The sequence below is a fragment of the Micromonospora sp. MA102 genome (assembly GCF_025460765.1).
GTDB classification, from domain to species: domain Bacteria; phylum Actinomycetota; class Actinomycetes; order Mycobacteriales; family Micromonosporaceae; genus Micromonospora; species Micromonospora halotolerans.
In genome coordinates, this window is record NZ_JAMWEG010000014.1 from 45587 (window position 1) to 70109 (window position 24523).

General features: G+C 69.4%; 30 protein-coding genes and 1 tRNA gene. 10 read left to right on the forward strand and 21 right to left on the reverse strand.

Features of this window, described 5'->3' with window-relative positions:
* Positions 1-108: 108 nt before the first annotated feature.
* Entirely contained in the window at positions 109-2919 is a 2811-nt protein-coding gene (locus NFX44_RS24460) for an ATP-binding protein (RefSeq protein ID WP_262285937.1), read from the forward strand.
* A 193-nt stretch (positions 2920-3112) separates the two neighbouring features.
* Here NFX44_RS24460 and NFX44_RS24465 read toward each other — a convergent pair whose 3' ends face one another.
* From NFX44_RS24465 to NFX44_RS24475, 3 genes are all read right to left on the reverse strand, one after another.
* Complete coding sequence (locus NFX44_RS24465) at positions 3113-3697, reverse strand: hypothetical protein (protein WP_262285938.1); 585 nt, start codon at positions 3695-3697, stop codon at positions 3113-3115.
* A 233-nt stretch (positions 3698-3930) separates the two neighbouring features.
* Positions 3931-5073 (reverse strand): hypothetical protein, encoded by a 1143-nt coding sequence (locus NFX44_RS24470; RefSeq protein ID WP_262285939.1) that lies wholly within the window; start codon positions 5071-5073, stop codon positions 3931-3933.
* Between the two features lie 81 nt (positions 5074-5154).
* Entirely contained in the window at positions 5155-5592 is a 438-nt protein-coding gene (locus tag NFX44_RS24475) for a hypothetical protein (RefSeq protein WP_262285940.1), read from the reverse strand.
* A 257-nt stretch (positions 5593-5849) separates the two neighbouring features.
* On the opposite strand from NFX44_RS24475, the gene NFX44_RS24480 reads away from it, so the two are divergent.
* The 6 genes from NFX44_RS24480 (at position 5850) to NFX44_RS24505 (ending at position 9449) form a co-directional block, all read left to right on the forward strand.
* Positions 5850-6293 (forward strand): DUF6416 domain-containing protein, encoded by a 444-nt coding sequence (locus NFX44_RS24480; protein ID WP_262285941.1) that lies wholly within the window; start codon positions 5850-5852, stop codon positions 6291-6293.
* Positions 6294-6593: 300 nt separating this feature from the next.
* The gene (locus NFX44_RS24485) at positions 6594-6740 is read left to right on the forward strand and encodes a hypothetical protein (protein WP_262285942.1); all 147 of its coding nucleotides are present in this window, start codon (positions 6594-6596) and stop codon (positions 6738-6740) included.
* Between the two features lie 660 nt (positions 6741-7400).
* Entirely contained in the window at positions 7401-7685 is a 285-nt protein-coding gene (locus tag NFX44_RS24490) for a hypothetical protein (RefSeq protein WP_262285943.1), read from the forward strand.
* Positions 7682-7978, forward strand: a complete 297-nt coding sequence (locus NFX44_RS24495; protein WP_262285944.1) for a hypothetical protein — start codon at positions 7682-7684, stop codon at positions 7976-7978. The genes NFX44_RS24490 and NFX44_RS24495 overlap by 4 nt, the downstream gene beginning before the upstream one ends.
* 5 nt (positions 7979-7983) lie before the next feature.
* A complete protein-coding gene (locus NFX44_RS24500; RefSeq protein WP_262285945.1) occupies positions 7984-8190 on the forward strand; it encodes a hypothetical protein in 207 nt (68 codons plus the stop codon).
* 245 nt (positions 8191-8435) lie between these two features.
* Positions 8436-9449, forward strand: coding sequence for an ATP-dependent DNA ligase (locus NFX44_RS24505; RefSeq protein ID WP_262286021.1), 1014 nt, complete (start codon positions 8436-8438; stop codon positions 9447-9449).
* 519 nt (positions 9450-9968) lie between these two features.
* Here the strand turns inward: NFX44_RS24505 and NFX44_RS24510 are convergent.
* The 4 genes from NFX44_RS24510 to NFX44_RS24525 form a co-directional block, all read right to left on the reverse strand.
* Positions 9969-10928, reverse strand: coding sequence for a hypothetical protein (locus NFX44_RS24510; RefSeq protein ID WP_262285946.1), 960 nt, complete (start codon positions 10926-10928; stop codon positions 9969-9971).
* A 248-nt stretch (positions 10929-11176) separates the two neighbouring features.
* On the reverse strand, positions 11177-11773 hold the full coding sequence (locus tag NFX44_RS24515) for a hypothetical protein (protein WP_262285947.1): 597 nt from the start codon (positions 11771-11773) through the stop codon (positions 11177-11179).
* A 266-nt stretch (positions 11774-12039) separates the two neighbouring features.
* Positions 12040-12333 (reverse strand): STAS domain-containing protein, encoded by a 294-nt coding sequence (locus tag NFX44_RS24520; RefSeq protein WP_262285948.1) that lies wholly within the window; start codon positions 12331-12333, stop codon positions 12040-12042.
* A gap of 38 nt (positions 12334-12371) precedes the next feature.
* A complete protein-coding gene (locus tag NFX44_RS24525; protein ID WP_262285949.1) occupies positions 12372-12824 on the reverse strand; it encodes an ATP-binding protein in 453 nt (150 codons plus the stop codon).
* 152 nt (positions 12825-12976) lie between these two features.
* Between NFX44_RS24525 and NFX44_RS24530 the strand changes: the two genes are divergently transcribed.
* On the forward strand, positions 12977-13351 hold the full coding sequence (locus NFX44_RS24530; RefSeq protein ID WP_262285950.1) for a hypothetical protein: 375 nt from the start codon (positions 12977-12979) through the stop codon (positions 13349-13351).
* Positions 13352-13411: 60 nt separating this feature from the next.
* On the opposite strand, the gene NFX44_RS24535 is transcribed toward NFX44_RS24530, so the two are convergent.
* From NFX44_RS24535 to NFX44_RS24590, 12 genes are all read right to left on the reverse strand, one after another.
* Positions 13412-13699 carry a hypothetical protein gene (locus NFX44_RS24535; protein ID WP_262285951.1) on the reverse strand — a complete coding sequence of 96 codons (288 nt, stop codon included), beginning with the start codon at positions 13697-13699 and terminating at the stop codon, positions 13412-13414.
* Between the two features lie 11 nt (positions 13700-13710).
* Positions 13711-14463, reverse strand: a complete 753-nt coding sequence (locus tag NFX44_RS24540; RefSeq protein WP_262285952.1) for a hypothetical protein — start codon at positions 14461-14463, stop codon at positions 13711-13713.
* Entirely contained in the window at positions 14460-16079 is a 1620-nt protein-coding gene (locus tag NFX44_RS24545) for a ParB N-terminal domain-containing protein (RefSeq protein WP_262285953.1), read from the reverse strand. The genes NFX44_RS24540 and NFX44_RS24545 overlap by 4 nt, the downstream gene beginning before the upstream one ends.
* Positions 16080-16191: 112 nt before the next feature.
* Positions 16192-17562 (reverse strand): terminase family protein, encoded by a 1371-nt coding sequence (locus NFX44_RS24550; protein WP_262285954.1) that lies wholly within the window; start codon positions 17560-17562, stop codon positions 16192-16194.
* A 3-nt stretch (positions 17563-17565) separates the two neighbouring features.
* Positions 17566-17964, reverse strand: coding sequence for a hypothetical protein (locus tag NFX44_RS24555; protein WP_262285955.1), 399 nt, complete (start codon positions 17962-17964; stop codon positions 17566-17568).
* A complete protein-coding gene (locus tag NFX44_RS24560) occupies positions 17946-18101 on the reverse strand; it encodes a hypothetical protein (RefSeq protein WP_262285956.1) in 156 nt (51 codons plus the stop codon). The genes NFX44_RS24555 and NFX44_RS24560 overlap by 19 nt, the downstream gene beginning before the upstream one ends.
* Complete coding sequence (locus NFX44_RS24565; RefSeq protein ID WP_262285957.1) at positions 18079-18693, reverse strand: hypothetical protein; 615 nt, start codon at positions 18691-18693, stop codon at positions 18079-18081. The genes NFX44_RS24560 and NFX44_RS24565 overlap by 23 nt, the downstream gene beginning before the upstream one ends.
* A gap of 62 nt (positions 18694-18755) precedes the next feature.
* A complete protein-coding gene (locus NFX44_RS24570; RefSeq protein ID WP_091105629.1) occupies positions 18756-19046 on the reverse strand; it encodes a hypothetical protein in 291 nt (96 codons plus the stop codon).
* A 188-nt stretch (positions 19047-19234) separates the two neighbouring features.
* On the reverse strand, positions 19235-20155 hold the full coding sequence (locus tag NFX44_RS24575; protein WP_262285958.1) for a ParB N-terminal domain-containing protein: 921 nt from the start codon (positions 20153-20155) through the stop codon (positions 19235-19237).
* Positions 20152-20610, reverse strand: a complete 459-nt coding sequence (locus NFX44_RS24580; protein WP_262285959.1) for a hypothetical protein — start codon at positions 20608-20610, stop codon at positions 20152-20154. Before NFX44_RS24580 ends, NFX44_RS24575 begins: the two co-directional genes overlap by 4 nt.
* Positions 20607-21953 (reverse strand): hypothetical protein, encoded by a 1347-nt coding sequence (locus tag NFX44_RS24585; protein ID WP_262285960.1) that lies wholly within the window; start codon positions 21951-21953, stop codon positions 20607-20609. Before NFX44_RS24585 ends, NFX44_RS24580 begins: the two co-directional genes overlap by 4 nt.
* Before the next feature lie 35 nt (positions 21954-21988).
* Positions 21989-22061: transfer RNA gene (locus NFX44_RS24590), tRNA-Gly, on the reverse strand.
* A 124-nt stretch (positions 22062-22185) separates the two neighbouring features.
* Between NFX44_RS24590 and NFX44_RS33385 the strand changes: the two genes are divergently transcribed.
* Positions 22186-22446, forward strand: coding sequence for a helix-turn-helix domain-containing protein (locus NFX44_RS33385; protein ID WP_369015346.1), 261 nt, complete (start codon positions 22186-22188; stop codon positions 22444-22446).
* A 208-nt stretch (positions 22447-22654) separates the two neighbouring features.
* On the opposite strand, the gene NFX44_RS24595 is transcribed toward NFX44_RS33385, so the two are convergent.
* On the reverse strand, positions 22655-22927 hold the full coding sequence (locus NFX44_RS24595) for a hypothetical protein (RefSeq protein ID WP_262285961.1): 273 nt from the start codon (positions 22925-22927) through the stop codon (positions 22655-22657).
* A gap of 270 nt (positions 22928-23197) precedes the next feature.
* On the opposite strand from NFX44_RS24595, the gene NFX44_RS24600 reads away from it, so the two are divergent.
* Positions 23198-23350 (forward strand): hypothetical protein, encoded by a 153-nt coding sequence (locus NFX44_RS24600; protein WP_262285962.1) that lies wholly within the window; start codon positions 23198-23200, stop codon positions 23348-23350.
* Here NFX44_RS24600 and NFX44_RS24605 read toward each other — a convergent pair.
* Positions 23319-24494 (reverse strand): hypothetical protein, encoded by a 1176-nt coding sequence (locus NFX44_RS24605; RefSeq protein WP_262285963.1) that lies wholly within the window; start codon positions 24492-24494, stop codon positions 23319-23321. The genes NFX44_RS24600 and NFX44_RS24605 overlap by 32 nt on opposite strands.
* Between the last annotated feature and the right edge of the window lie 29 nt (positions 24495-24523).

A 24523-nucleotide genomic window follows, 5' to 3' on the forward strand; every position in this document is an offset into this window, starting at 1 on the left:
CGTCGTGGCGGTCGGTAGTCGCGCCACACGACGATGTTGCAAGGGGCACGTTTCAGCTAGCGCAGTTCGCCGCGGACCTGCGTCTGGTGCACCAGGGGCAAGGCGGGCTTGGAGTACGGGGATCCGGTCGAGTTCTTCGAGCGCACCTTCCTCACCCGCGGGCTGCGGGATCTGCTCAAGCAGACCGTGCTGCGCATGTCCGGTCAGGGCGGCGACCCGGTCGTGGACCTGATGACGACATTCGGCGGCGGGAAGACGCACTCACTGCTCGCGGTGTACCACGCGTGTTCGGGGCTATCCCCAGACCGCCTCGACGGGCTGCGCGAGCTGTGCACCGAGGCCGGTATCGACGCACTGCCAGAACGGGTCAATCGGGTTGTCATCGTCGGGAACGACGTCTCGGTTCTGGGATCAACCAAGCCCGACGGCACCCGCGTGAACACCATGTGGGGAGAGATCGCCTGGCAGTTGGGCGGCCGTACCGCCTATGACATGGTCGCCGAGTACGACCGAGCGAGCTCCCCGCCGACCACGACAACACTCGAGAATCTGCTGAACGCGTTCTCACCCTGCGTGATCCTCATCGACGAGTGGGTGGCCTACCTTCGACAGTTGTGGTCGTCCGGTGGTGACAGCCAAGCGCTGCCAGCCGGCACATTCGATGGGCACTTGACGTTCGTGCAATCGCTGACGGAAGCGACGAAGAACGCGCCTCGCGCCCTACTGGTCGTGTCGTTGCCCGCATCAGACTCTGTGCGCGACATGGGCCAGGGAATCATCGACAATGCCCATGAGGTAGGTGGAACTCCCGGTCTGGAGGCGCTTCGGGGGCTGCGGTCGGTGATCCACCGGGTGGAGACACCTTGGCAGCCGGCGACGATGGAAGAGTCGTACGAGATTGTCCGGCGACGGCTCTTCAAGCCGTTCGGGGTGGAGCAGGTCGCTGCCCGGAACATGGTCGTGACCAAGTTCCGCGAGTTCTACGGGCGGTACCCATCGGATTTGCCGACCGAGGTCCGTGAGTACGGGTACGAGACGACGATGCGCAACGCGTACCCGATCCACCCGGAGCTGTTTACCCGGCTGTACGAGGACTGGTCAACGCTGGAGCGGTTCCAGCGGACCCGAGGTGTCCTGCGGCTCATGGCGACGGTCGTGCATGCCCTGTGGACCCGGGGGGACACGTCAGCGGTGATCCTGCCCGCGTCGGTCCCATTGGACGACCAGAAGGTGGTCGAGGAGCTCTCGAGCCACCTGGACGACAAGTGGGGTCCCGTCATCGCCAGCGACCTGGCCGGGGACGGGTCTACCGCCGCCGGCGTCGATCGGGACATCCCGCTCCTCGGACGCACGATGGCAGCCCAACGCGCCGCTCGATGCGTCTTCCTCGGATCGGTGCCGTCCGCGAACCGCCGCGACAAGGACGGCCGGATCACGGTCGCCCGGGGCATCGAACAGAAGCGAGTCGTGCTCGGGGCGACCTACCCGGGGGACAACCCTGCGCACGTCGCCGATGCGCTCCGCCAAATCGCCGACCGTGGCTCGTACATCGACCGTGACGGTGACCGCTACTCGCTGAGCCTCTCGCAGAACTTGGCCCAGTTAGCACGGTCCCGCGCCGACGGTTATCACGACGATGAAATCGCTGACACCCTTACGGCTGTCCTCCGAGAGGAGAGGGACAAGGGCGTATTCCAGCGTGTCCATCGGATGCCTGCGACCAGCGCCGACGTCGAGGATGATGCAACCGCTGCACTCGTCATCTTCGGGCCGGATCGGGGGTTCCGTAAAGCCGGCGCCGGCAAGCCGGTGTCCGACGGCGAAAAGGCCGCACTCGAGTTCATCCAGCGACGTGGCACGAACGCCCGCATCCACAAGAACACCCTCGTGTTCGCCGCGCCGGACGCTGACCGCTGCGACACCATGCTGCGCGCCGTCCGCGCTTGGAAGGCATGGAAGTCCGTCGTCGACACCGCCGACGACCTGAACCTGACCCCGGCGGCGGCGCGTGGAGCGCGGCAGCGACTCGACCAGGCGTCGCAGACGATGAAGGCGACGATCAAGGAGGCATATCGCTGGATCCTGAATCCGAGCCAGGAACCCGGGGACTCCGCGATCAGCATCGACGCCATCTTGATGAACGGTGATGGCACGCTGGCGGAACGAGTCACCCGGAAAGCCGAGCAGTCCGAACTCGTCTACACCTCTTACACGGTGTCGTTCCTGCGCCGCTGGATCGACCGGCTCGGCCTGTGGTCGAACGAACCACACATCGAACTCGGGAAGCTTGCGGGCTACTTCACCCAATACGTATACATGCCCCGAATAGTGGCCCACGACGTCATCTACACGACAGTCCGGACGCGGCCCGACACGGTACTCATGGCCGGCAACGAAGGCATCGCGTACGCCGACTACATCGACGATAATGGCCGCTACGTCGGGCTGGCCCTCACCTCGAACACTCACGTGCAAGCGTCCGGACTGATCGTCGATCCGACTGTTGCCAGCCAACAGATCGACGATGACCACGCGAAGGCCGAGCAGGCGAAAGCGGCGCGAGTAGTGCAGCAGCGGCCACCGACGATCACCCCAGGTGGCGGTGACAGCAACAGCGACGGCGGCACCCCTCAGTTGGCGACCACGAGCAATGATGGTGCCGCTACCGAGCCGTCGGCAACGCTTCTGACGAGCATGAGTCGCATGTTCGCGACGACCGCCGTTGACCCGTCCCGAGTCATCCGCGATGTTGCCAGGATCAACGAAGAGATTATCAGCCACTTCACGAACGCCGGGCTGAGAATCTCAGTCCACATTGAGATTAGCAGCGACGACCTCGACAAACTGGACCCCGCAATCGTTGCCGCCCTCAAAGAGAATCTCACAACGATGAACTTCGCGGACTGGAATATGGAGTAGCAGCGGCAGTGGGTGAACCCGCTACCTTCTTTGGGGCCGGTAGCCCGCTGCTCCTTGCGGCTCCCGTGGTCGCCTGCGTCGGCGATCGGTCATAACGGCTTGGCCGTTTCCGCGATGGCCGCGACCACAGGCGTGGGTCTGCTGCTGCACGGGGCAGGGCGCGGCCGTCGTGGTCACGCCCTGCGTCGCGGTGTCAGGATTCAACCCGGGTCATGAGCCGGCCAGGCGGGAAGGTGGGCGGCCAGCCGGGAATCGAGGCGGTGTCGGCACCAGCGCGGGCGATCAGCCAACCGCGCTCGGTGAGGTGCATCAACATCGGGTACGCCACCATCGGCCGCGAATGATCAATCACCTCGACCTCAGTGCCCTGCCCCAGCACCACCACCTCATAGCCGGGGCTGACCGGGCGGGGCCGGCTCAGGAAGCCGAGCCGTTCCGCGTCCCACCCGGCCAGATCCCGCCGCAGCTCGGCAAGCACCGCATCATGCACGCGCGGCCACAGCGGATGCTGCACACAGGTCGGGTTCGACAGATCGTGCGCCAGGTCGTCGCGGTCGAACCGGGCAACGTCGGCGTCCTCCCGGTTGGCATCGATCCACTGCTGCGCCAACGCCAAGCGGAACGGGTCGTCCAGCAACGCCCACGCGCTGAGCAGGTCACCGGCCAGCACGCACTCGACCCACATCATGCCGTAGCCGGCCGGGCCTTCCTCGTGCGCGTCCAGCTCCGCGCGCGTCTGGTCAACCCCGGGAACCGGGTACTCGTCATCGGTTGCCATCAGGGCACCTTACGGGCGGTCACCCGCGAAATCAGCCCTGCCGCCCGATGCCGCGGGATCATCTGCGTTTCCCTCGCCGTTTCGTCGTCGTGCAGCGTGACGTACTGGTCCTCGACCACAAACGCCCACCTCTCTGCCAGGCTCCGCTTCCGCCGGCCCCGGTCCTCGGGGCTGCCCGGCGACTTGCGCTCCGCTGGCCGCCTCGCGCCTCCTCTTCAATAGCGATCCGGACGTCACGTGAGTTGAGCCGCGCAACCCGCAAGGAGGCGGTTGACCGCAGCACGGGGCGGCATGTCCTCCATGGACAGCAGACATGGCGTTCTCGTGATCTGGCGGTGCATGACGTCATCGGCCTGGTCACGGAAGGCCGCGAGGCGCTTGACGTACCTACCGTCGGTTCGGCCCCACGGGTAGTTGTTGACGACCTGCGTGAACGACGATTGACCAAACAGCGGTGGAACGTGGTCCAGCAGGGCGCGTAACAACGCATGTGCCGCGTAAGCATTGCCGGCACGGTAGTTGTCATCGAGCTCACGCAGGAGAACGAGGAGCTTTGTGCAATCCCATCGCCCTCCGTGTGCCTGCTTGATGAGGTCGAAGATTCGCTCATCGATGTAGCTGCCCGCTTCCTCCAGCGAAGCCGTCGACGGCTCAGAACGTGGTTCAACAACGGTGGACGCATCAGGCCCGAGCCAGCCCGCTGCCGCCTCGAGGAAGTCCTCGACGCTCCTCACACGCAAGAAGTGCCTGACATCTCGGCCGACCCGCACGTGCCAGTTGTCGCTATCGAGTGCACGCCAGCTGCCTTCTCCGCCCCATCGCTCCCAGTAGAGCAGCTCGAAGAGCCGGCGAAGCCGGCCAGCCTCACGCAGGGGCACGCGGAGGCCCTTGGCAAGCATGGCTCGGGTGACCGCCACTGTCGTCTCACCCGGCTCCGGGTCGTGCTTTTCTTCGTATCGCGCTAGCCAACGCAGGGCGCGGAGGAACAGTTCAACGTCGTCCTGGCCTCCGTCGCAGCGCTCGATGCCGGCCAGCGTAAGCCGCATCATGTCGTGGCCTCTGGGTGCGACGCCGCGCGGTGCGTGCGTCACCAGAAGCACTTCGGGAATGCCGACGGCCACCCGGGCGACGTCAATCTTCGCCGCTCGCCGGAGCTGGCGGTCTACGTGGTCGAACTCCGGCCACACAGCATCGCTGCGGAAGTGGTCGTACAGGGCCTGGAGGACCGCCCGCTGCGGATCCTTGGCCAACGTGGGCACGGAAGCCACTGTTGCTTCCTTCCTATGATTGATCCGAACACCTGCTGAAGCAGCGGGCGCGACAGTGCTCCAGTTGCCGACGGGCCGCCGCAGCGGCAGCTGATCGCTCAGGGCCATCGACAGGAGCCCAACGACCAGCTCCGCCTATGCCCACACCGGACGACCAAAAGCCGATGCCCTGGCGGGATTGGTACTGCTTCAGCGGCCTCCCCGGCCAGTAGCGCCGCTCTCCGCGCGCAGTTGTCGGAGGGACTTCCCCGTCGGGTCATGAATCCAGTACGCCCACCCGTCGATCGACGTGCCCACCAGCTTGCCCAGCGCCGGCGAGGGCTCCCTGTATCGGCCTATGTCAGTCCTGATCCAGCCGTCGCGTTCGACGGTGGCGGCGAAGCGTCGCCCCTTCCGCACTTGGACGTGACGCAGCGTGTCGCCAGCCTTCACGAACCCTTGGGCGATGAGGTCACTGAGAGCTCCTGGGATGGAGGGCGCGGCCGCGCTGGGAACCCCTGGACTCCCAGGTGTGGGGCGGCTCTTCCCTAGGAGCATTCGCCTGAGGACATCGTTCGGCTGCTCGAAGCCCTTGACGTTCCGCTCCAGCTCGGCGTACACGTCGTCGTCGATCTCGATCCGCCGCATGCCTCCCCCTAATCTGCGCAATTCGTAGGCGCAGAGATTCTGCCAGATCGGCGGACGAGAGTGCAAGGGCGATCTGCCCAGCCGCACCTCAACGCCCACCCGGCTGTACGTGACGACCGGTCCAGCCGAGGCCACTGGTCTTCTACTTAGGGCACCACCGCTCTCCACTGGCCCATGGCCGTCCGGCACCCAAGCTTTACCTATGCCTGACTTAGGTATAGCCTGGCTCCACCCGATGGGGCAAGCTGGAGGATGAGATGCAGGAGATCAAGGTGCTCGTGCCAGAGGAGCGCATCCCCGAGTTCTACGAGATGTTCGGTCGCTGGCTAGCCGGGCCGCCCCGTGAAGATGCGGGTGGCCCCTCGGACGCGGTTCCGTGGCAGGACACGGAGAGCGACCTGGAACTCGCCAAGGTTGTCTGGGCCAAGTTCAGCCAGCGCGCCAAGGATCTGTTCGGTGTCCTCATCGACTCGCCTGAAAAGACGTTCTCGGGCGAGCAGCTCGCGAGCGACCTGGACATCCCGAACGGCAAGTACGGGGTCGCAGGTGTCTTGGCCTGGCCGGGTCGCTACTGCGCCGAGGTCGGCCGTTCACTGCCGTTCCGCTTCGAAGACGGCCCGGTGGGCGGCAGCGGCAACTACTCGATGACTCCGGAGCTCGCGTCACTGTTCCGGAAAGCACGCGGAAGCCTGCGCCCGTAGCGGCTCAGGTGCGCCTTGAGCCGCTGATGAGGGCTCGCTCGAACACGACCCGGTTGACAGCGACGGCGCCTCGACGCTGATCCATTGCGGCTGCGCCGGTATCCGGGGGTCGCGGCTACTCCCCGCATCGCCATGACCGAGGCGGAGGCTCGGCCATGGCGGTTGATGCCGCTGTCGATGCCCACAACCCACAGCGGCAGGATCGCCGGATGGCGGCAGTAGAGGCATGGTTTCTGGGTGGACCGGTCGACGGGCGACTGATGCCGGTGGAGGTCGCCGCCCGACGGCAGCCCGCCGGCGGTGGTCAAGCTGCCTCAGACTGGCTTCTACCTCGGGGCGAGCGATGTCCCGGCCCCTCCGGTGGAGCACGTCTACGTCCTCGCCGACAGGGTTGATGACACCGAGGTCTACCAGTACCGGCAGCCCGCCCCGGAGGCGACGGACTGACAGCTACCGCCGGTGGAACGGCTGTTTTGCCGTTGTACGCATGTAGACCGTTGCGACCGCTTGTGCGGTCATCGACCGCTCCGCTCGGGCCGATGCCCCGGCGCCTGTTGACTGCACTGTGCCATGATGCGGACCAGCATCTCCCCGGAATTCGTGCAGGAGGGTGCTCTCACTGCTGCTGTCCAGACGACAAGAGTCCAGACGGCAAGAGACACCGCGATTGCGACGGCGGTGATGATCAGCTTTAGCGTCGTGTTGTCTCTACGTCGAATCGACGCGGCCGGTGCTGCCGCCGTGTTCCTGGCTGTGGCGACGGCAGCGGCAGGCTCCGCTTTCAGTGCCCGATGCTTAGATCGCCACTTGCTGTCATCGATTGAACGACGTCCGCTGAGCTGCCGAGGCATAGGTCGGCGCCCGATCTTGTGCCTAGTGTCCACTTCCCGCCTCCCTTGGAGGCGGCGCGCGTTCCCGTTGCCGGGCAGCTCTAAACATCGAGGTGGCGCAATGGCAGCGCTAGCGCGCGACAACAAGCGACGGCGACCCCCGCAGCTCGATGCCGAGCTGATCGCCAGCCGGCGCAGGTACGCGTCGATGTACGCCACCCGGATCGCGTCGACGCCGTGAATGCGTGACCTGCGTTTACGTGTGTAAACTGGAGGCGTGGTGGAGGAGCAGATCCGCTGGGACGAGGAGAGCTACCGGGCGATCGCCGCGAACGGCGTGGCCTGGCAGGACGCCTCGTACGTCCTACGTCACGGACGCCCGCGGGTGCGCCGCCACATCGGGGCGCTGCTGCACATCGCCGCGCACGCGCCCAACGGCTCCATCATCGGGGTCACCCTGATCGAGGAGAGCGACGACCAGTACCTCGTCGTCAGCGCCCGCCGCGTGGAGGGCGACGAGCGCGACGCCGTGGCGAAGATGCTGTCAGGAGGCAGGGGATGAACCGCGAAGACGCTCTCAACGCCGCCAACGCACCGGTCGACTGGACCGCCGGCGAGGTCGAGCACCAGCCGCGGCCGGTCAAGTCCGTGTACTCGATCCGACCGGGCGAGGAGCTGGCGCGCTGGCTCGAGGACGAGGCCGACCGACTGGGGACCGACCCGGGCCGGTACCTAAAGCAACTACTCGTCGACGCCCGGGCCCGCGCCGCCGCGGCCGAGGACCCGACCGTCACCGTGCGACTATCCGAGCTACACCGGGCCATCGACCAAGCCGCCGGCCTAGCGGCGGCCTGACGCCCGTGGCTGAGCCCACCAGGCTCGTCGAGCCGGCAGCCAGCTTCGCCTCCACCGACTTCTGGCGCCGGCTCACCTGGGGCGTTCGTGGACACGACGACCACCCGCTCATGCTCGTCGGGTTGGCCGAGAACACCGCCCGCTACGACCTGCGGTGCAACCGGTGCGACAGCGTCCTCGTCGAGGTCCTCGTCGACCGGGCTGCCGCCTGATCCGGCGAGCATCTCGTACGCCACCCGCACCTCGGCCCGGCGCACGCCGCGGGGGCCGTCGCCGTGTTCAGGGTAGAAGAGCCCTGAGCCATTCACCCTGCCCGATCTGCGCCCGCGGCACCCCCACAGTCCGGCACGATCGCGGCAGGGGGCCGGATGGGCACGGTGCGCAGCCAGGGTGGCTCGGCCCGGCCGGGGTGAGCCTCGGCCGGGCCGAGCCGGTGCTGCGTCGGCCGGTCGCCCCGATGCTGTCGGCCCCGGTGGACGCGGTACCGCAGGGGCCGCGCCTAGCGTACGAACCCAAGTGGGACGGGTTCCGCGCGATCGGCTTCGTCGAGGCGGCCGGCGTCTACCTGCAGTCGCGCGCCGGCAAGAACCTCACCCCGTACTTCCCGGACATCACCCGGGCAATCCGCCGGACCCTTCCGCCGGGGGTGATCCTCGACGGGGAGCTGATCGTGTGGGAGCGGGGACGGACCAGCTTCGCCCGGCTGCAGCGCCGGATCACCGCCGGCCGGGGCCTGCTGATGATGGCGCGGGAACACCCGGCGCACTACGTCCTGTGGGATCTGCTCGCCGACGCCGGCGGCCAGGTCGTGATCAACGCGCCGCTGTTCGAGCGACGGGCCCGGCTGGCGGAGCTGCTCGAGGCCGCGCCCGCGCAGCTGACCCTCACGCCGCAGACCACCGACATGGACGAGGTGGGCGATTGGCTGACCACCTACACTGCGGCCGGGATCGAGGGTGTGGTCGTCAAGCGGCTGGACGGCCGGTACGAGCCCGGCCGGCGCGGCTGGCAGAAGTTCCGGGTGCGCGCGGCGACCGAGGCGATCGTCGGCGGGGTGACAGGCAGCCTCGCCAATCCGAGCACGCTGCTCCTCGGCCGGTTCGATCGGCGGGGACATCTGCGCTACACGGGAAGGACGCACCCGCTGGCGATGGTCCAGCGCCGGGAGCTCGCGCCGCTGCTGTCCCCGCTCCGGCCACAGCAGCGCCGGGGCATCGTGGCCCCGCACCCCTGGCCGCAGCCGCTGCCCGCGAGCTGGAGCGGGCAGCTGGACCGACCCGAGCCGCTGCGCTACCTGCAGGTTGAACCGACCGTGGTGACCGAGATCGAAGTGGACACCGCTTTCGAGCACCGGCGCTGGCGCCACCGGGTGTGGTACGTGCGCCCGCGGCTGGACCTGTCGGTGTACGACGTGCCGCTGCTGCTCGGCGACGAGGCCGACCCGTTCTGGGACGCCGCCGCCGGTGCGTGAACGGTCGCGCGGCGGGAGGGGCGTGCCCATCCCGGGCTCCACCAGTTCAGTAGGCTCCCGGCCTGATCGAACATTCGTACGAGTAACCTGCCCTCGTGGAGTGGCGCACGAACTGGCACATCACGATCCGCTGGGACCGGGCCGACAACTCGCCCGCGGTTTGATCGTCGTCGAACGCGTCGTCGACTCCCCCGCCGACCTGCGCCGCCTGATCGACCGGGCCCTCGCCGCCCCCGCACGTGGTCGCCTTCCCATACCGCCAGGTCCGCGAGCTGGTCGGCGACGAGCCGGACGAGTGCCGCAACGGGCACGGCCACGCCGCGGCTTGGTGACCACGCCGACGCGGGACTGGTGGCCGTGCGGGTGCGGCGGGCACTTGGTTATCCGGTGCCGGATGTGCCCGGACGTGCGGGGTCGAGCCGGCGGTCAATGCCGACTGCGACGCCGCCGCCAGAGCCTGATCCCAGCCGGTGCCAACGACCGGCTGCCGACTGCACACCTTCTCGGCACCGAAGGGGATTAGCGAGACTTGTACCAATCCAGACTAGCGATTGCCTGCCGTGCCGCCCCTGTCACTTGGGTGCGAGAAGGACGTTGTCTCCATGACGGATCTACGGCCAAGGCGGCGTCTTCGACCGCCTGCCGCCGTAGGCGCTTAAGGTCACCTCGGACGCGGTAGAAAACGGCGGGGCGCCGCCTAGGGGCAGCCCGCTCCCGGTCGACCACCACCGCCGGTGGATCGACATACAGGTCATCGTCGTTGCAGAAGATGATCAGGTCACCGTCGCGCCATCCCCGCAGCTGTCCGTCGGAGTACAGGCGCATATCGACGATGCGGTCAGCCCTGCCGACCACCCCCTCGCGTCGCTTGGATACATCCTCGAGTTGCCTAGCTTCTTGAGGGCTGCGGCGCGCGTCTGGTTCCCACTGCACAAGCCAGAGTCGTCCGGTCTCTGGCACCGCAGGCGCGGGCGTGGCTCCGCGTGGCCACCTTGGCGGCTTCGGCGTGATCTTGCTCAGTTGTCCAAGTGATAGATCATCGAGCTCTAGCGATGGTGAGTCCCTGAGCGAGCGTACGTAGCTGCGGATGCCTGCCACGATGTCCGAGCTGCTGGTCATCAACACCGCTTCATTGCGCTCTTCGGCAGAGGTCCGGCTTGCATTAGCGGATCCCACGAAACCCTTGCCGCCGATCGCTCCCGTCTTCGCGTGCAGCCCTTCACGGCTGTACAACTTGACACCCTCTTGTCGCCACCGACGCAGCTGGTCCACGTTGGTCAGGCCAAGGCTGACCGCCTCTTTGCTGGCGTCGCAAACAAGCACATCATTCTCGCGTAGATACAACCAGTTGTCGGCATTCGCCCCGATGTAGGCGATGGCGAGGTAGGCGGCTCCAGTCCGTGGCCGGCCCTCACCGGTCAGCTGCCATGCAAGGCGTGGCCACACGTCGCCTGCGCCTACGAGCAATTGATCTGCCACGCCGGTACGTTAACCGCCGGCTCTTTCAACCGGAACCACCCGAAGGCGAACCTTTGGGGGCCCGGAAGGTCGTTGAAGACGGCGAAACGCTGCGAGGAGCACCAACGCGTACAGCTCCACACCGGCTATGTCGGCGCAGCCTTCGCATGGCACAACAACCCGGGGCCGGAGCTGCCGTTCTCGGCCCCGGGTTGAACTTGGCAGGTCACCCAGGCATGCCGCTGGCGACGCCACCTGCAACTGTCACATCAGCTGGCAGCGGCGCGGTAACGGGTGAGCAGGATCAGCGCCGTGGCGGCAGCGCCCACCAGTCCAGCGAGCGTGAGCAGCCAAAGCCCGGCACCGACGCTCACCTGGGTGACGGCGCTGATTGCCTTACCGATTCCCAGCGGGTCATCCTCACCGGACATGCTCTCCCGCATCTGCGCCTCGGTCGCCTGCAGATCCACAATCTTCCACACGCCGATTCCGAACAGTGCGAGGGCGGCGAGGCCAGCGAAGATCGGCGCGACGATGGGCACGCTCTGGCGCCGCAGACTCAACCCGCCGTAGGCAGCCACCACGAGGCCGAGCACAACAACGATCCAGCCATCCGTTCCGTCCGTACCGGACAACGACATACTGCCCAAGATCGGCGCGGTGATCTTCGCCCAAGGCATGAATGAGCCAATGACGGCCGCGATGCCCGCAGCCAGCACGATCCATTCGCGGACCGGTCGCGTTGCGGCCGGCGCCAGGGACGGCCCACCTTCGACGGGCTGGTCAGCAGACGGCGACTGGTCCGGCGGCGGGGGCGGGGTGAGATCCTGCACCATTCTTCGATTCCTCTGGACGTCGATGCCCATCTCACCACTTGAGGCGGGCGCAGAGGTAGCAATCTAGGGCACCGCCGCAGCAGGACATCGTCCCCAGCAGAAACCAACGCCCGTACGGATGATCAAAGTGTGGACATGGAGGGCGCTATGCCCGCCCGTACTGCCTCGCTAAACCGCCGTCCGGGTCCAAGACACCGCCCAGCTTGCGCAACAAGCCCGCCGTGCGGGGATCCGGTGCGAGTTGCTGCAGGGCTGTGCGGAGGCGATTCGCCGGCCGCGGCGGTCAGCGTCACTAGCTAGTCGCCGGAGTCGGGCGTGCTGAGCGCTGGCAGGATCCCGGTCATCGACAGCACCCGCCGGACATGGCCGGTGGGATTGACCAGGGCGAGGCTGACGCCCGTATCGGCGGCACGGCCGTGGGCGTTGACGAACGCGTTCAGCACGGTGGAGTCGATGAAGCTGACCCGCGCCAGGTCGACCTGGACGCGGGGCGCGCGGTCGATCGCGGCCTGCAGGACGTCCTCCAGCGGGCTGCTTGCGGCGATGTCGAGTTCGCCGAACAGCGTCACGACGGCGGTCCCGTCGCTCACCTTCGTCTCCGACTGCCACATTTGCTCCACGCCGCACCTCACCCGCTCGACTGTACGTCGGGGAGACGGGCTGTGGCGGTGGCTGTCGTGCCGTGCGGCCCGCTGTCGATGACCAGGCTGTCGGTGAGCTGCTGGGCCAGCCACAGGCCCCGGTGTCCCGGGGTTCCGGGGCGCGGCAGCGCGATCGGAACGCCCTGTGTTCCGGGACCGTGGTCGATGACCTGGCAGGACAGGGATGCGGCGTCGCGTAGCAGGCGGAGCCGTCCGCTGCCGCCGCCGTGGCGCACGACATTGGTGACCAGCTCGTGCACGGCCAAGACGAAGTCCTCCAGCGCGTCACCAGCGAGACCGGCCGCGCCGGCGGCCGCGGCGACGGCGTGCCGCAGCCGCGTCACCGCGACCTCAGTGATCGATTCCGACAGTAGAGTCACCGCGTCCGGGACATGGTCCGGATCGCGCCCACCGGCCCCGACGTGGCCACGCCAGCTCACCTGGGCACCGTACACGCCGCCGCCGGTGATCACCTCTCGGCTGGGCGGCTCCCTGGCGGCAGTGGCGCAGACCACGAACGGTGCGATGGTCAGGTCAGCTACCGTAAGCTGATCCGACCCAATCGAACAGGTGTTCGAGTAGTCTGCTCTGCGTGGAGTGGCGAACGCGCTGGCACATCACTATCCGTTGGGACCGGGCCGACAACTCGCCCACCGGTGTGACCGTCGTCGAGCGCGTCGTGGACAGCCCTGGCCAGTTGCGGCGCCTGCTCGCGTGGGCCCGCGCCGACCCGCACGTGGTGGCCTTCCCATACCGCCAAGCCCGCGAACTGGTGGGCGACGAGCCGCAGCTCTGCCGGGCCGGGCACCACTACGCGGGCGGGTCGGCGACCCGGCCGGTGCGTGACTGGTGGCCGTGCTCCTGCGGCGGGCACCTGGTGCTGCGGTGCCGCCGCTGCCCCGACGTGCTGGCGGACCCGCCCGTGGGCGGGGACTGCGACACAAAGGGGCGGGCCACGTCTCCGTGACCCGCCCCCCGGTTGGTCCGTTGAGCGGACTAGCCTCGCGTCGCTGGTCCGCTCAGCGGACTAGCTCAGCCGCGGTCGGCCGTCGCCGCCGCCGAGGTGTCCGACGACGCAGCCGCGCTGCCGCTGCACCTGGATGGCGCAGACCATGCACAGCACCGCCGCGCCGTCGCCGAGCACCACCCGCGCCTGCCGCTGACGCGGCCCGATCCACACGTCCGTCCCGCACTGCTCGCACGTCGCCAGCGCGTGCTCGACGGTCGGCACGTACTGCGGCACTCCGGTGCCCTCCAGCAGCGCGTTCGGGTTCGTCGGCGGGCACGCCAGGATTGCCCGGTCCCCGATCTCCATGAGAAGTTTCCTCACATCTCCTCGTGGCTCCCGGCCACGACGTTGCCGTCGGCGTCGATCCGCACGCCGGGGCCGGCGACGTCGCCGCCCGCCCGGTGCACCGCCGCGATCCGCTCGAACACCTGCTTGCCGAACCCGAGGCGTTCCACCGACGGCACCACCACCAGGTCGGCCCTGCCGTCGTCGACGTGGGCGACGGCCTCCCGCCAGCCGCGAGCGCCGACGTGCTCGCCGACCACCTCGTAGCCCTGCTCCGCGCAGTACCGCCGCGCCAGCTTCGTCAGCTCCTCGATGGTGGCCCGGCCGCCGCGTACCGCCCGGGAGAACAGCACCGCCCGGCGCCGCACCCAGCGCCGCGCCGCCTGGTCCCACCGAGCGTGCTCGTACAGCCGGGACAGGTCCGGCCCGGAGCCCTCCACGTCGGGGGCGCAGCGCACGAACCGCCGCGCCTCGACGTCCCAGCGCACGTGCCAGCCGAACTCGCGGGCCTCCGCGTGCGCTGGCCACCGGCCGGTCCAGTCCGCGCGGCCGCAGTCGTGGCCCGCGGTGTCGGGCTGCGCCCGGCACCACATGCGCTTGCGGCCGGTGGCCAGGCATTCGGCCACATCGCAGTCGTCGGCGTGCTCTTCGCCGATCGCCACCTCGCACGCCGGGCAGGTGCCACGCAGCAGCTCCGGCTCATCAGTGCTGTCGGTCGGGCCTGCGCCGGCGGCGCGCACCAGCTCGGTACGCGCCGCCGACTGACCCGTTGGGGTCAGGCTCACTCGTCGCCCTTCGCGTCGGGCTCGCCCGCGTCGAGGTCGGCCTCCGGGCACGGGTCCGGTTCGGCCTCCGCCTGCGGCTCGGCGTCGCCGCCGGCCTCGTCCGGCTCCGGCTCCACGTCGCCCTCCGGCAGCTGCACGTCGACCACCGGCGGCACGCCCTCGGCGTCCTCCACGTAGCCCTCGGCGTCGTCGTACGCCAGCTCGACCTCTTCCTGCTCCAGCGCCGCCTGCCGCTCGGCCTCCTCCTCGATCAGCTCGGCGTGCCAGGTCTTCTCGGCCTCCGACAGCTCGTAGCCCTCGGCCACCAGGCGGTCCAGCCACGGCAGCACCAGGTGCTCCCGGTTGGAGTACCGCCCGGCCGCCACGGTCGCCGTGTTGGCCTCGTGCGCGGCGACGAACCGGGCGACCAGCAGCCGGTTCAGCCGGTCGATGCCGGCCGTCTGCCCGTCGCGCGGGTCACCGCCGGCCAGGGCCGCGACCATCTCCTCCTCGGCCCGGTCGTAGAAGCCGGGCATCACCACGGCGGCGCGCATCGCGTCGACCAGCAGCGTCTTCGCCGCCTTCGCGCTGCCCCACTTCTCGACCAGAAACCGCCGCCGCACCTCGCCGGCGTCGAGCAGCTTCTGCCGCCGCTCCTCGGCCTCCCGCTTCTTCAGCTCCTCGGCGACCTTCGCCGCGGGGCTCTTGTACTGCGTCCACTTCGTGCGCTTGTACCCGTGGGCGTCGGGGTCCTCGCACACGATGACGGCCCGCATGTTCCCGTACGAGCCCTCGATGATCGCGCCGAAGCCCTCCAGCGTCTTGACCTTCTCGACGTCGATCGGCTGGTCGTCGGCGTCCACCAGGTCCTCGACCTTGCACGCCGCGCAGTTCCACGGCCAGTCCTTCGGCTTCTTCAACACCCGGACGCCGGCCGCCGTCAGCTCCTCGGTCAGCTGCTCGGTCGCGCTCTTGTCGTCGCGCTTGCGCTTCTCCTCCTGGACCCGGTGGCGCACACCCCAGCCGGACTCGACGCCCTTGAGGATCCGCTCCATCGCCTTCGGGTCGTCCTCGAACTGCTCCAGCGCGGCGACGTCCTCCAGCGTCAGCTTGCCCGCGTCGGCCGCCTCGGTGGCCACGTCGCCGAGCGTCTTCAACTTCAACGCCGACTTGACGTGCACCTGCGTCCGGCCGGTGCGCCGCGCGATCTCGGCGACGTCCAGGCCGAACAGCTCCAGCTGCGCGTACCCGTTCGCCCGCTCGCTCTCGGTCAGGTCGGCGCGCTGGTCGTTCTCGATCAGCATGGCCACGACCTGGGAGGGGGCCATCCCCTCCATGTCCGGCCGCACCAGGCACGGCACGGTCTGCGGCTGGCCGTCCGGCCACTCGCCGGCCTCGATCGCCTCGGCGGCGGCCGCCGCCCGGCGGTGCCCGGCGACGATCCGCATGCCGCCGTCCTCGGGGACGACGGTCAGCGCCTGCAGAACGCCGCTCGCGGCGATCGAGGCGCGCAGCTCGGTCAGGTCGCCGAGCTGGGTGCGCAGGTTGGTCGGGTGCGCGACCAGCTCCCGCGGGTCGAGCTGCGCGAGGTACGGCGCGCTCTTCTTCGCGCGCCGGCTCTTCGTCGGTGCTGTCACTTCCGCTCTCTCCTCTTCCACGTGAACACGGAGATACGCCGCGTGGCGTACATAAACATTGTATCAGTCAAGATCATCCACCGTCCAATCAGGAACCGCCCTGACCTGCCGTTTAGCTCCGCAGCGGCGACGCCACCACCGCCCGCCGGGACTCCTTCGACCGCAGGTACGTGACGCCGTGCACCAGGGCGTCCAGCCGGTCCGGGGAGTCGCCGGACTCCGGCGTCCAGGTCGTCAGCTGGTCCTCCAGCACCGGGAACGTGCCGACGTGATGCACGCGCGGCGGGTCGACCTCGTACCGGGCGGCCACCGGCTCGGCGCGCACCCGCTTCGACTGGCGGGCCTGCACCACGTCCAGCGGCGGGTCACCGCCGGGCAGCACGCCCTCCTTCTGCATGGCCACCCAGGCGTCGACCAGGATGTCCCGCAGCCACGCCGACGAGCCCTCGTACACCACCACGTCCGCGTCGACGTCCAGGTAGCACTGCCAGATCCGGCGGGCCGCCGCCATGCCGGCGATCTTCATGCTCCGGTCCGCCAGCACGTAGTGCTCGCCGTCCTCGCCCCGGCCGACCGCGACAATGCCCGTCTCGTCGCTCGTCTCCGACACCGTGTCCGCCGGGTCGACCGACACCACGGTCCGCACCAGCGGCGGCACGTCCTCCTTGTCGACCCGGCCGGCCTCGATCCACGCCGACTTCCACAGCGCGCCGTCGACGTCAGACAGCAGCTCGGCGTCCAGCTCCTGCCGGCCCAGCCGGGTGCCGCCGTACTGCTCCAGCAGCTCCTCCAGCGCCTCCGCGCTGAGGTTGTCCGCGTTGTCCAGCGTCCGCCCTCGGGTGATGACCACCCGGGGCCGGCGGGACCGGGCCCGCTGCTTCTTCGCCCGCGCCAGCAGCTTCTTCACGTGCGGCAGCGGCTTCGGGGTCGTGCTGATGACCATGCGCGGGTCGGGCGCCTCACGCATGCAGAACCACAGCATGTCGAACACGCCCTGCGCCGTCTGCAACGGCCAGGCCGCGTACTCGTCGAGCCAGCAGCCGTCGAAGTCGTAGCCGCGCAGCGTGTCCGGGTCCTGCGCACCGAACCCGCGGATGATCGCCCCGTTGGTCAGCTCCAGGTACGGCTCGCTCTTGTTGAACGTCCGCACCTGCTTCGGCGGGATCACCGCCAGCAGGCCGGCACGCCGCGCCGTGAAGCAGACGTTGAACACCTCGCGGTGCGTCTTCGCGATCACCGCGTAGTGCCCGCCCGGCTTCGTCCCCGCCCAGCCGCGCACCGTCTCCGCCCCGGTGCGGGTCTTGCCGAAGCCACGACCGGCCAGCAGCATCCAAATCCGGTAGTACGCCGGCTCCATCTGCTCCGGCCGGGCGTGCCGGGGCCAGTCGTACCGGACGAGGCCCTGGACCTCCGACACCTCGCGCAGGTACGCGGCCAGCTCGGCGTCGGTCATCAGGGCCGGGTCCGGGTACGCCAGCAGCATCGGTCAGTCCCCGGCCCGCATCTCGGCTTCGCGCTGGCGCAGGTCGACGGCCGCGACCCAGGCCAGCACCAGCAGCGCCGCCAGCATCAGCGCCGGGCAGCCGAGGGCGGCCGGGCCGACCCACCGCAGCCCGGCCCACACCGCCAGCACCATCAGCGCGAACCACGCGCCGAGCAGCAGCCGCCACGTCCAGGCGCGGAACCGCAGTGTCCGCCGCTGCACCCGGGTCAGCCGCCGCGGCGGCGGGGCGAGGCGCACCGGCGGCGGGGGCTTCGCGTCCAGCTCCGCCCAGCCGCGCACCACCCCGCCCGGCTGGTACGCCGGCCGGGCGGCGACCGGCGCCCGGTGGTCGAGCAGCAGCCTGCCCGAGCGGGGGCCGCGCCTCACCGCGCGACCGCCCACGCCACGACGGTCACGCCGCCGAGGGCCGCAGCGCCCATCAGCAGCAGCCCGCCGGCCGCGCACCACGCCGCCCACCGGGGCACCCGCAGCTCCACCACGATCCACGCCTCGCCGTCATCCCTGCTCCGTCGCCCCACCGGGCTCCTCCTCGTCCTCGTCGTCGCCGCCCAGGTCGTCCGGCTCGGCGGTCGGGTTGGCCTGGCCGGCGCGGGCGGCGGCCTCGGCCATCAGCGCCCGGAAGAAGTCGGCGCGCTGCTGCTCGGTCATCGACTCGACCTCGGCGCGGATCGGGCCGCCGTCCGGGCCGGTGTGCGCGGTCGCCGAGTCGGGCAGGCCCAACGCCAGGCGCTCGACCCTCGTGGCCACCTCCAGCCAGCGGGCGATGTCGCCGGGCGTCAGCTTCGACGCGTCGAGGTTCTGCAACCGGGTGACGAGCTTCCCCTGCAACGCCGACGCGATCCGGGCGTGCCGGCGGGCCATGTCGCGCCGCTGCTCGGCCAGGCCCTCGGCGTACAGCCGGTCCTCTTCCCGGTCCCACGCCGCTGCCCGCTGCACCCACTTCCAGCGGGTCGCCAGCTTGTGGAGGTAATCCCGGCTTTTGTTGACCTGCTCGGCGACCTTCGCGACGGTGCGGGTGCGGCCCAGGTCGCGGTACAGGGCGAAGTACCCGTACGCCCGCTCGGGCTCGCTGCGCTGCCGGTCCCAGGCCAGCACCTCGGGTTCGCTCATGGTCACCTCCTCGTGCTGCTAGGCGGGCGGCCCGGCGGGTGCAGCGCCGGGCCGCCCACGTCTCAGTGCCCGCCCTTGCGTCCCCCGCTCATGGGCGGCCGGGCGATCGCCGCGTTGCCGTACATCAGGGCGTCGTCCAAAGCGGACAGCACCATCGACGTCTCCCGGCCGGCGGGCAGGCTGCGCATGGCCTGCGCCATCGCGCCCTTGATCGTTCGCCGCCACGCCTGGTGCGCCTCGGCGGTGGCCAGGTCGACGGGCGGGTGGTAGTCGCACCGCCGGTCCAGCTCGTACCGCTGGCGCTCGTCGAGGCCGGCGTACAGGTCCTCGCCGCTCTGGGCGGGTCCGGTCATCTCTTCCTCCAGGGGTCGGGCCGCAGTGGGGAACTGCGGCCGGGGCACCGGCCGGCGGGCTACCGGCCGGGAGTCGAGGGGCGGGGCTCAGAAAGGCCAGTGCCCGATGCAGCCGGCTATCAGCCCGCCGACGATCACCACCAGGTAGACGGCGGCGATCACCTTCGTCGACCGGGGCAGCCGGCCGCTCATCCGGCGAGGTAGTCCGCGGCCAGCAGCTCCAGCGCCCGCCACCGCTGGTCGGCGGGCACCTCGCCCGAGCGGACCAGCTTCTCGACGGCGCGGTGCAGCACCGCCGCCGCGTCGGCCGGCATCGAGCGCGTCTCCAGCACCGTCTCAATCGGCACCAGGCGGTGCGCGTGCCCGATCGGCTCGCCGCTCTCCTCGTCGAGCCACACGCCGTCGCGCAGCTCGCCGAGGTGCCGCTCGAACACGGCGAGGATGAGGCCGAGCGCGGTGGCCACGTTGCCGACGTTGTGGGCGCCGTGAGCCGTCGCGAGCGCGTCCAGGGTGGACTCGTAGTCGCCGTACCCGGCGAGCCAGCGGGCGTCCGCCTGGGTGAGCTTCCGCGCCTCGTCGAAGCTGGCGCGGGCCGCCTCGAGTTCGTGCGGCAGGAACACCAGCTGCACCGTGGCGAAGTCCAGGTTCGCCTCGGACAGGCCCTCCAGGTCGACCTGCGCGAGCAGGTCGAGCTGCTTGTCGTCCAGGCCCGAGTAGGCCCGCCAGTCCACGTCGTCCAGCTCCTCGTACAGCTGCTTCAACGTGGCCGGGTCGTCCTCGCCGGCGATCGCGTTGTGCGACAGCTGCAACGCGACCTGCCGGGCGCGGGACAGCTTCTGCTGCACCACCATCACCGTGATCTCGGTGAGCCCGGCGTCGATCGAGGCGGTGACCCGGTGGTTGCCGGACAGCACCACCTTCCGGTCGTTGTCGACGTCGTGCCACACCAGCGGCACGCTCGTCAGGCAGCCGTCCCGCTTGATGTTCGCCACCAGCCGGTCGTACTGCTCCTTGCGCATATAGCGCGCGTTGACCTCCAACAGCGTCAGGTCCTGCGGCCGGACGGTCATCAGCCGCGGGTCCAGGGGCAGCTCGTCGACGTCACTCACCGCCCGCCTCCCGCCCGGTACTGGATGGCGAACCCGGGGATGCCGAGGCCGAAGTCCGGGTCCGCCGACGCCGGCCGGATCGGCGCGTGCAGCACGAACTCGTCCGCCGAGCAGGCGGGCCGGTTCGGCATCATCCCGGCGGGCACGCCCGTCCACCGGAACCGCTCCTGGCAGACCAGGCAGCGGATCGAGAGCTCCACGATGTACGCCACCACCGTGGGGTCGTCGTCGGAGGCGGTCAGCCGCTGCACGTCGGCGTCCAGGTGCATGTCGACGTGCTGGCACGGCTTGTCCGGGTCCGCCGACGGCGGCGGCATCCGGAACCGGCCGTGGGTCGGGCACACGCCCGTCTCGGCGCCCTCGTCACACTGGTAGGGCGTCATCCCGTCCCACAGCGTCTTCGGGCAGCCGGGCTGCTCGGCGGCCGGCGGGTCGCCGCGGTGCTCGTCGCTCATCGTCGCTCGTCCTTCCCGTGGCGGCGCTTCCACTCCGCCAGCGCCTCTTGCAGGGTCCAGTCACCCAGGGGGCCGCCGTACTGGAGCTGGTAGCGGTGGATGCCGTCGGCGGCCGGCTCGCTGCGCTTCTGCAACTTCACGCCGGGGATGCCCCGGCCGTACTTCGCGCTGTTCGGCCGGTCGGTGAACGCCGTGGTCGACCAGCCGGTCAGCCGCTTCGACAGGGACCGCTGCAACAGCAGCTGCGCCTCCCGGCTGGCGGCCGCCATCACGATCAGCTTCGCCAGCCGCCGGTACCTGGTCCACGACACCGGGAAGTCGCTCATCAGGTAGGCGGTGCTCGGGTCGAACTTCGGCGGCAGGAACGCGAACGCCCCGACGAGCTTCCGGTCGACGCTGACGCCGCAGGCGAGCAGCGGCGACCCGGGCAGGATCGTCTTGCTCATGAACTGCGAGCGCACCGCCGAGAACTGGCCGCCGGTCAGCACGTGGATCGCCATGCGGTCGCCCAGGTCCTCGTCCGGCCCGATCTTCGACAGCAAGATCGGCGCGACCTGCTGCGCGGGCGCGACCACCCGGCGGGCTCCGGAGCTGGCGTACACGTAGATCGGCATGCCGCGGTTGGACGTCTGCACGACGCCGCGCAGCCAGGGGCGCAGCTCGTCGCGGGCGATGTGCAGGCCGAGGATCCAGTGCGGCCGGTCGAGCACCGCCCCGATGATCTCCTCCTTGCCGTCCTCGTCCAGCAGGTCGTAGCTCGGCGCCGGCCAGTCGAAGAACTCGTCGATGCCGGCGAACTGCGCCTCGTAGTCCCCCGCGTAGAACGGCGGGAACATCGCCACCGGCGCGCCGGCCGGCACGACGTCGCGCAGGTAGTCCCGCACGTCCCCGCAGTAGTAGGAGGCGAGGCGCAGGGTCAGCGCCGACAGCTTCGCCACCGTCTTGGCGTGCATCGTCGGGAACTGGCCGACGGTCGCCCGGACCATCCGCTCGTAGTAGACGCCCTGCCGGCCGACGTACTGGAGGAACCGGGTACCGAGCATCAGCGTCGCCAGGGTGTCCGTCGACGTGGCCAGGTACGGCTCCAGCCAGGCCAGCTCCTCGGCGTGCTCCTCCTTGAGCCGGTAGTCCAGCTCGCGGCCGGCGAGCCACCAGCCGAGCGCCGAGCTGTACGCCTGGACGTCGTTGCCGTGGATCGCCCGGCGCTCGCCGGGGCGGCTGTGCAAGGTCCGCTCGATCGTGAAGTTCCCCGAGCAGCCGACGTACAGGTCGGTGTCCGGCCAGGACTCCGCGTGCTCGTAGATGATCGAACGCAGGTCCGCCGGGATGCTGCCGTGGAACACGCGCCGTCACCACCTTCCCCTGTGGCCGGGCGTCGAGCGCCGGCCAGGACTCGAACCTGGGCCTCCACCGTGGAACGGCGGCGTGCCAGCCAACAGCACTTCCAGCGCACGGCGTGCAATGCACGCGCAATACTGGATGGTAGCCGCACACCTTGCTGTCGGCGAGAGGAGGCGGCACGCTTCCGATCTTGCCGTGGCCGGGCGTAGCCCAGCGTAGATCTATCGGGCCGCAATGGACTACAGTAACCCCGCACCCAGGGTCGGAGGGCAGGAGGAGGACGAGGTGGCCAGGGACTACACCTACGCCGAGGCCGCGGCGAAGCTTCGCATCGCGGAAACCACCCTCCGGCGATGGGTGTCCAAGGGCCGCATCCCCTGCCACCGCCTCGGTCGCCTCGTCCGCTTCACTGACGAGGACCTGGCTTCGGCGTACCAGCAATCTCCCGCACTTCCAGGCCGCGCGGGCCGGCGAGGCCTGACCCGCACGCCCTAGACCGTCCTAGGACATCGACATCAGCCGGCCGCCACCCGCTGCCTCGCCTCGTCACCTAAAGCGAGATTGCCGCTGGGTTCGAGGTTCAGCGCCCAGTTCGGCCTGTTCAGACCACGGGCCAGCTATCGTGCATGCCGGACGTAAAGGTGCGTCCACCTCGTCTGACAGGCTGGCTCCAGCGCCACAACGGTGGTAGAAATACTCGTGATCATGACATCTGCCCAGTGCGGGACAAGGTGCGTGGCACGATTCGGTCGGGCGAACGCAGACGGGTGATCATGTGAGTGGCGCACTGCAGGACATGTGCACGGACACGGTCCAGCTCGCGTCGCGCCGCGTCGCTGACTTTGTCCCAGCCGATCGAGACTGGTCTCTCCTTCAGATGTTCGGCAGTGACGTTCTCATCGCTCATCAGGTCGATGAGGGAGAGCATGAGCGTCGCCGGCGTGACGGTCTTGGCGTTCTGCTGTCCTCCGATCACCTTGAGTTGCTGATGTCACTCCCGGTCGGATGGCCTGTACCGGTCTCCTCGCTGTCTCACCGTGATCAAGGCACACTGCGCCGCCTGCCCGTCGGCGCGGTTCGGCTTGCCGCAGGAGCCGCTGAGCGGCTGGCTGTCCGTCCGGCGCGAATCGACTTGGCAGTCGTACCGGCGACGCGGTGGCGGGCTGGGTTGGAACGTGCTGGCAGGTTCGCCCCGTTCACTGCCCGGATGATGTGGCTCCGGCGCCCGCCATCGGACGTCGACGCGATGACCCGTGAGTCGTGCCGGTTCGGCGTCGGGGTGATGATCGGCCCCTCGGAGCGGGCGGAGGTACTGGTGCCGCCGGCTCCCTTCGTCCAGCGGCGGTTCACCGCCGCCGGCTGGCTCTTCACGGAGCAGGTGTACGCGCACCTTCGATGACCCTCGGAGGGGCCCCTTCTGTCAGCTTCGCGAGGCGCTGCAGGGTCTTGGACGGCTTGAAGGCGTTCGCCTGCTGGATGCGCTCGTTCTCCGTCTCGTAGGCCAGGTGCGCGAGCCGGATCCGCTCGGCCAGCCACCATTGCCGCGCGACGCCGGTCGGCAGAGCGCGCATCTGCGCCCAGAGTGCAGACCATGACGCGGCGTTGTGGGCCCGCGCCTCGGTGTCAACCGACGTGTCGTAGCTGTCGAACCGGTCGAGCCCTCGCCCTTCACACACGGTGCACCAACAGGAGAGCGGGTCGACGTTGGCCCATCGTTCGGTCAGCGTGTCGGCCCGGAAGAAGTGCAGCAGCTCCGGGATGAAGACCGACGGCTTGAACCGTGCGGTGATCTTCGTAGCCTGACCTGGGGGTACGAGGTGCCGCAGGCTCCCGGAGGACCCGATGCCGGCAAACATGCCGCCCTGGGCCATCGCATCCAGGGCGGTCACCGGGTCGGTCCGCCACGGTCCGACCCGGCCGATCTCCTGGTAGACGCGCCGCAGGTTCCTCATGATGTCGGCGTAAGAGTCGGTCGGGTTGTACTGGCCGCCGAGGACGAGCGCGACCGGGTGAGGGATCGCCTTGAGAATCGCGATCAGCTGGTCGATCTTGTTGTCGCGCAACCAGGTCACGTCCAGCGGCACCACGACCACGACGTCGGTGCGGGTCACCTCCTGAGCTGCGGCACGGACGGCCTTGAGAGCCGCCGGCTCACCGGCCTCGACGTACGCCGTGGGCGTGAAGACCGCCGAGTTCGACCGGGCCCGCATGTCATCGAAGAAGCCGTCGCGTCCGAACAGGGTCTCCGGGAACAGCATCGGCGTCTCAGGACTTGCCATGCGGCTTTCGTAGTGGGCGAGGTCTGCCACGACCGGCAGCCGGTGACGTCCGGAGAGCTCGCCGATGCGCTGTTCCCCCTCTGGTCCACACAGGGAAAACCCGGTGATGGTCGGGTCGAGGTACTGGGGTACGGACCAGGTGCCCCGCGGCCGGGTCAACAGGAAGATGCGGTCCTTCGTAGCCTGCTCCGCAGCCGTGGTCAGTTCGGCGGCGAGGTCCCAAGCCGGCCGCCTTGGCGACGGCGGCACAGGGTCTTGCGTCATCTCTCACCTCTTACGGTGGCGCCCGAAGG